The sequence below is a fragment of the Draconibacterium sp. genome (assembly GCF_041583095.1).
Classification (GTDB): domain Bacteria; phylum Bacteroidota; class Bacteroidia; order Bacteroidales; family Prolixibacteraceae; genus Draconibacterium.
Map to the genome: position 1 here is coordinate 1 of NZ_JBFHGM010000259.1, position 7316 is coordinate 7316.

Annotated in this window: 5 protein-coding genes; 1 reads left to right on the forward strand and 4 read right to left on the reverse strand. The window is 43.0% G+C overall.

The window, feature by feature from the left end; all coding sequences use genetic code 11:
- Nucleotides 1-225 precede the first annotated feature (225 nt).
- Nucleotides 226-1656, forward strand: coding sequence for an AmmeMemoRadiSam system protein B (gene amrB / locus ABZB17_RS18320; protein ID WP_372652301.1), 1431 nt, complete (start codon nucleotides 226-228; stop codon nucleotides 1654-1656).
- On the opposite strand, the gene recO is transcribed toward amrB, so the two are convergent.
- From recO to ABZB17_RS18340, 4 genes are all read right to left on the reverse strand, one after another.
- Entirely contained in the window at nucleotides 1638-2363 is a 726-nt protein-coding gene (recO, locus tag ABZB17_RS18325) for a DNA repair protein RecO (RefSeq protein ID WP_372652303.1), read from the reverse strand. The genes amrB and recO overlap by 19 nt on opposite strands.
- A 29-nt stretch (nucleotides 2364-2392) precedes the next feature.
- On the reverse strand, nucleotides 2393-4714 hold the full coding sequence (locus ABZB17_RS18330) for a two-component regulator propeller domain-containing protein (RefSeq protein WP_372652304.1): 2322 nt from the start codon (nucleotides 4712-4714) through the stop codon (nucleotides 2393-2395).
- Nucleotides 4715-5293 carry a non-canonical purine NTP diphosphatase gene (locus tag ABZB17_RS18335; protein ID WP_372652305.1) on the reverse strand — a complete coding sequence of 193 codons (579 nt, stop codon included), beginning with the start codon at nucleotides 5291-5293 and terminating at the stop codon, nucleotides 4715-4717.
- Nucleotides 5294-5358: 65 nt separating this feature from the next.
- Nucleotides 5359-7316: YfhO family protein (locus ABZB17_RS18340; protein WP_372652307.1), on the reverse strand; the 1958-nt coding region annotated here is incomplete at its 5' end.

Sequence of the window (7316 nt, forward strand, 5' to 3'; positions counted from 1 at the left end):
TCAATGATCGCTCTTCCGGCTTCGGCCAGCACTGCAATAACGCTATGTACCTTGTTTAAGTCCATTTAAATTTAGTATTCACGTAAATGTACGTTATCTGTTTTATCTTTAAAATCGCTGCCCTCGAAAACAAATGCTATTTAAATGTTTCTTCACAAACCGGTCCGCAAACCAATTTTATTGTGTTGCGTAATAATATTACTACCTTTTAGCTGAAAGAAAACTATGCGATTCAATAATAATAAAAACCGCGAGCCGGCAGTAGCCGGACAATTTTACCCTTCATCTTCCAGCACTTTGCGAAATGAGCTGGAAGAACTTTTTGACGGTGCCGTTAATGTAAAAACCTCGCAACCGCTGCGCGCCCTTATTTCGCCACATGCAGGCTATATTTTTAGCGGTGAAGTTGCAGCAGCCGCTTTCAAACAAATTCCGGCAAACAAAAACTATCAGAATATTTTTGTGTTGGCATCGAGCCATCGTTATACTTTTGGCGGAGCCGCCATTTATACCGAAGGAAACTACGAGACGCCTCTGGGCGAAATTCCGGTGAATAAAAAAATCGGAAAACAATTGCTCGCCTCATCGTCGGTTTTTACCGAGCATGATGCATCGCACCTCTACGAACACAGTTTGGAGGTTCAGTTGCCGTTTTTGCAACATCGTTTAGGAAATGATTTTACACTGGTACCAATTATACTTGGAACCCACTCGGCCGGCATTTGCAAAAAGCTGGCAAAAGCACTGAGGCCGTATTTTACACCGGATAACTTATTTATTATCAGTACCGACTTTTCGCACTACCCCAGCTACGAAAATGCAAAGTTGGCAGACCAGCTAACAGCCGATGCCATCTGCAAAAACAAACCCAAAAAACTGTTAAAAGCACTTGAAAAGAATAAGGAGAAAAAGATTGGCAACCTTGCCACCTCGTTATGTGGCTGGACATCGGTGCTAACACTGCTGGACCTGACGAAAAAAAGAGATTTTGAGTTTAAACAACTGGCCTACAAAAACTCGGGCGACAGCCAGCTTTATGGCGAAAAAGACCGCGTGGTGGGCTACTGGGCTATTGGAGTTTACGAAAAAGCCGTATTTGAAATCAGCCCCTCGGAGAAACAGGAAATTCTGCAGCTGGCCCGAAATTCGATTGCCCGTTTTCTGGGAGAGGAGATCAGAGAAAAAAGGCCTGAAAAAAGCAAAAACAGTATATTGAATCAGAAAGCCGGTGCTTTTATCAGCATTTACATTAACAATGAATTACGCGGGTGCATTGGCGGATTTGCCGGCAATAAAACATTGCGCGAAATGATTAAGCGGTTTGCGGTTTCAGCGACAAACGACCAGCGTTTCGACCCAATTGAACCTTCCGATCTGGACAACATGACACTGGAAGTTTCGGTGTTAACTCCACTGAAAAAGATTAAATCGATTGATGAATTTGAATTGGGAAAACACGGCATTTATATAAAAAGTGGCTTAAACTCGGGCACCTTTTTGCCACAGGTAGCCGAAAAAACGGGCTGGAGCAAAGAAGAATTTCTGGGAAGATGCGCGAAAAACAAAGCCGGAATTGGTTGGGACGGATGGAAAACCGCCGAACTTTACACCTATGAGGTAGTGATTGTGAAAGACGATCAGGAAAAAACTTCCTGAAGTACTTTTAGCGATTTTATTTCACCCAGCGTATCAAAATGCAGTCGGTAATAATCTACCAACTTTGCAAGCAGAGTATCGCGCATGCTGCGTTTTAATTTCAAGCTATCCAGTTCGTTAATTTTCAGCAAAGCCAGTTTTACCAAAACCGCCGTTGCTTCTTTGTTGACAAACATGGGGTGCGAAGGCTCAAAAGGTACCACTGCACCCTTTTGCAGATCAAGCCAGCCTTCAAAACCGGTTGGTGTGGTGTCGGGCATAAAACCAAGATACTCGGTTAAATGAAACAGAAAATAAAGATGAAAATTTGTTTTGCCTTCCTCCATCAAATCGAGATACAGCAAAGCGCTTTTAATAAACTCAAACAGTTCGGGGTAACTTTCCTGTTCGTGGATGGTTTTATAGAGCACCTCGGCCAGAAAAATAGCCTGCGTTGATTTTACAATGTCAAAAGGAATTTCCTGGTAGGTAGTCAGGCTTTTCATTGCCCTGATCCGTTGCAGGTCGCGCGATTGCTTCTGGTAAGCCTCCAGTTCAACCATAAACAGGGGCTGCAACAAACCGGCCTTATTTTTCGACTTCCGGCTCCGGGCAGCATTTATCAGGTAGCTTTGCCGCCCAAATTCTTTGGTAAAAACAGTGGTAATAACACTGCTCTCGCCATATTTTATTGTGTGCAAAACAATACCTTCGGTAGCCGTAATCATAACTCAGTTAAGCTGCTTGTGAATCCCAATCAATGTATGAACAGTATTTTTGTAATGTGGGTTTCTTCCCCGTTCTCGTCGTTACAAAATACCAGGTAAACTCCGGTTTTTACGCGCTTGCCATTCAGGTTCTTTCCGTCCCAAACTGCCTGTCCGCCAAAGGATGTGGTTTTGTACACCAGGTTTCCGGTGATGTCGGTAATTTTTACATCGGTATTTTCAATTAGTCCGGCAACTGTAACCGGTCCGTCGTAGGTTTCGCGCACGGGATTCGGATAAACATAAACATTACTGTACGTGTCTGCTCCCCCCGTGGCTTCTCCCTGGTACGAGATCAGTCCCTTGTCGGTTCCAAAAAACACCTCCCCATTTTTCTGGTTGATGGCAATCGACAGAATATTATTCGAAAGCAACGGGCTGTTTTCAGTGGTGAAATGCAACACTTCCGCCTCGCCTGTTTCCGATACCAAAAACACGCCTGAGTTTTGTGTTCCCAGCCATTTGCGATTAGCACCGTCAACCGCAATGGCTGTAACGGTTTCGGTTTCAAGCAGCGGATGGTAAATACCATCATTCAAATCAAGCCCCGGGTGTGTGGCGTAAAAGTTCTCCGAATTCCAGATTCGCGACGGGCTGCTATACACAGCCACCCCTTGCCCGCTACCAATCCAAATGGCTCCGTTCCGGTCTTCGGCAATAGAAAAGACATCATGCATCGGGGTAATAATATTGTCGGTACCATTGCTGAAATAGGTCTCCACCAAGAGTCTTTTTTTCTGGTCGCCGGTTTTATTGATCACATACGCATCGTGTCCACCCGGAATAAGCATCCATTTATCATCGTTTTCATTCACAATAATATCAGAAACATTGTATCGGTTGGCGATTTCGGGCAACTCAAACGACTCCCACTCGCCCGATGGCGTTAATTTGTGCAGGTTATGTGCGCACTCAGCATTGGTAATCCACAGGTTGCCTTCCGAGTCGAAACTCATACCGCCAACGCGTGTAAACGGTTCGTTGGGCTTCTCGGGCAAGGCTGTTTCCAGCGGACTGTTCAGGTTATAATAGCGCTCTACCAGCTCATCGTTGCGGTATTCCAGCAATCCACCACCCCAGCTGGCCACAAAAAAATGATCCGGATCGCGGGGATCCACTTCAACAGCTAATATGTTATGAAATCCTCTCAGTTCAGGATGCGTTTGATCGGTAAAGTAGGTCCAGCCATCGCCGCCAAAGCGCTGAAAAACTGGGCTTACATAGCCATTGGTACTCCCCGCGCTCATCCAAATCTCCGAATTAAAGGCACCAACAAAATACATGTCGTTATTGATTGGTCCGGGAGGCAAGGTTTGCTCAAAACTTTCGCTGTAATAGCGCACCAGAACTTCCTTGTCGTCTGCAATCCAAACCGAACCGTCGGCCGACACACCCGCACTTTTGGGAGCGATACTTTCTACTGTCCGGTCGTTAAATCTGTAGCTGTCAATCCGTCCTATTTGCGTGTGATTGCTGTCGATAATAAAAACCACATCGCGACTGGCAATACTCAGGTAGTTTCCGTTACTCTGCAAATCGAATGCAAAACGTATTTCAGGATTATAAGGCTCCCATACGCCGTTATTCAGCATATACATTTCATCCTGATACCACTCTCCGGCTGAGAAATTGGCAATTACGCTCCCGCTGTGGTAAACCAAATGATTAAAAATACCATCGGGATGCGGAATATCATCCACATGAATCCAGTTGGCAAAATTGGCCAGGTTGGGTTCATTTTTATCCGCCCTGTAAATTCCCTGGTTCGTAGCGGCAAAAATCGAGTTGTTATCCGTTTCAATATCATTCACTTCCAACGACGATCCACCGTCGCCGATATAATACGTATCTTTTACTTCCTGACGATCCAGGTCGAGTACGACAATTCCAAAACCACAGGCCAGATAGGCCTCATTATCCGAAAAAGAAATGTTGTTGATGACCTTGTTCCCTGCGATAGTTTTTCGCTTTATATCCGACAGGTTAACCACCTCGCCATCATCGTAAAGCAAATCGATGTTACTGTTTGAATAAGCAATGACCAGCACCTGGTTCTGCTCGCTGTAAGCAATGGTACTTACCCCAAAATCAGACAACTGAATGGCACCGCCAAATTTATTTACGCTGTTATCTTCTAGATCATAATAAAACAGTCCGCCTTCGGTAACACAGAAAACTTTATCGGGCGAAACCGCAATTTTGCTGGCTTTATTATACGAAAGATAGTCTTGCCACGATCCCTGTTGGCGCTGGGCTTGCGAAAGAAAAAAAGTCAGTAATAAAAGTGCAGAAAGTATAAGTCTTCGTTTCATTTAATCGAGCTTTTTTAAATAGTCGACCAGTTTTTGTACAGCTCTCCCCCGGTGACTGATCGTGTTTTTATCGTCGAGGCCCATTTCAGCAAACGACTGGTCGAGTCCTTCCGGCTTAAAAATGGGGTCGTAGCCAAATCCCGAGCCTCCACGTTTTTCTTTGAGAATCTCGCCGTTTACAATGCCTTCGAATTGTTTCTCTTCGCCATCAATTATCAGCGAAATTACAGTTCTAAAACGTGCTTTCCGGTCATTTATTTTAGCCAGTTTTTCGAGCACCTTATTCATATTCGCCTCCGAATTTTTGTCTTCGCCGGCATAACGTGCCGAGAAAACTCCGGGCTCACCATCCAGGGCTTCAATTTCCAAACCGGTGTCGTCGGCAAAACAATTCATGCCAAATTTGTCGTAGATGTAATAAGCTTTTTGGCTGGCATTTCCTTCCAATGTAGGCTGTTCCTCAGGAATTTCGTCGAAACATTCAATATCTTTTAGGCTAAGCAGGGAAAAATGATCGCCCAAAATAGCCTGTAATTCTTCCAGTTTATGTTTGTTGTTTGTTGCAAAAACGAGCTTCATATTCGATTAATTTTAGGTAAAAATAAGAAAATGGCTCTACTTTGCAGGTACTTCGAAGATTGCATCTAATTACCACTGCACATTTTCATTTTCAGGTTATCAATATCAAACCGGGCTTCAGCTCTGTTCCATAAATAAATATGAATTACATCGCCTGATTGCAAGTCAAAATCAATCATTTTTACAACGGCAAACCGCGACCAAATTCCTGTTTCGTAGGTAAAATCACTTATTACTCGGGTATAATATTCCTGTTGGTCTTTACCCCGCGATACGGTAATAACCATATTTACCTCTGAAAACACTTCGGGGAAACGTAAATCTCCCAACACGGTAATTTTTTGCAGGTCACTATTAGTTCCATCGACAGTAATGTTTAATACTGCTCCCCACCTTTGGTTTGGCAGAAAAGTGTAATACGCATTTGCTGTCACAGAGTCGATTTTAATCCTCGTTTTGTCTATCTCCCATACAAGATTTGTTCCCGGCTCAAAATCTTCATCAAAATCCGACATTTCATCATCGCCCTTCCGAGCAAGAATAAAGCCTGAATTTCCTGAAATTCTTTCTTTTTCCACCTGCGGAAAATAAGAAGAAAACAGCTCCAGCACTTCTTTACTAATCGCACCATTCACCCAGGCCAAGGCAAATTGTAGCGTGTGCGTTTCGGCCAGCACCTTACCAAAGGCGGCCACATTCATATTGTCATCAAGATAAAATTGATGATCGGTATTTGGCATCTCAACCAGAGTACCTGAAGCATAACTCAAAAAAGTGGTAACATCGTAGTTTTTTAAAGCTTCGAATTCTTCTGTAATTTCCGGCAATAATCGGCTAGTCTTTTTATGATAGCGCCACCTGTTAATACCACTAAAAGTAATAATCAGTAACACCAATCCAAATGCTGACCCCAGAATCATTCGACGGTGTTTTAAATCCTCTTTCCAATGCAGAAACAGAAGCAGGCCTGCCAATACCAACATTAGCAGCATCGTCACAACAAATAACACGATTATTAACTTGTTACCATAACTGAATTGAACAACATGTTCTCCTGCCGGAACGATGGTGCCCATTAAAGCATAGTTTGCACGCACTATTTTTTGCTCTTTACCATCGATTGTTACTTTCCATCCTGAAAAGTAATTTTGCTGAAAAACCAACAACTGCTCGTGTAGTGTTTCGGTGTGTACAACAATTTTATTCGGGGAAAAGCTCTCGATTTCTAATTTATTTGCCTGATGCTGTTGCTCCGTTTTTCCATTAATATTCTGCAAATCCGATGGCTCTAACAAAACGGTTTTCGAGCCAATGTTAGCCGTATCTCCGTTTGCCCTCACATCATCAGAAAAGAAAAAAAGCGGCTGCTTTTTCATCATTTCCAGCAGCTCCGGAAATTCATCACTCAACTTTGAATAACCATCGGTTTTAAAAGACACCAACCCGTCGAATGTGGGACGTTTGGGAAACACATTGTTGTTTCTCCAGGTAAATTTTCCGGATGCATTCTGGTCCGTATTTTCACCAATCGGAAGCAATTCAGGAATAGGAAATCCTTTGGGTTGTGAATCTAAATCTGCTTTAAATTCAATAGGATCAATATCGCTAACTACCGTGTAATGCAAATTCAGTTGGATTGAAACAATCGCGTCGAAGGCAAACAGAAATACGATGGCTATTGGTAAATATTTTTGTTTGCCTACCAGCACGGTAAAAAAGCATCCCAACAACAATAAATGAATAATGCCCTGCAAAACAAAAGCCTCATGAATTGTTGTTTTTTGCAAACGATCGACCAATGATAAATTGAAGTCGAATAGCACAGAAGCTTCAAGTTGTCCCACCGATCGTACAACAATGAATAAAATAATAATCGCTAACACGCCAATAACCGCCAGCAGCTTCTTTTTATTTGCGGATGTAATATCATCGATTTTACAATTAAGTCCCGCATAAGCCAGAAAACCAAATATGGTAAGTGCTCTGAAAATCGATGGATATTTAAACATATTCATTAACGGGA

Coding starts and splice junctions, on each gene's coding strand:
- amrB (WP_372652301.1), top strand. CDS start 226: ATGCGATTCAATAATAATAAAAACCGCGAGCCGGCAGTAGCCGGACAA.
- recO (WP_372652303.1), bottom strand. CDS start 2,363: ATGATTACGGCTACCGAAGGTATTGTTTTGCACACAATAAAATATGGC.
- ABZB17_RS18330 (WP_372652304.1), bottom strand. CDS start 4,714: ATGAAACGAAGACTTATACTTTCTGCACTTTTATTACTGACTTTTTTT.
- ABZB17_RS18335 (WP_372652305.1), bottom strand. CDS start 5,293: ATGAAGCTCGTTTTTGCAACAAACAACAAACATAAACTGGAAGAATTA.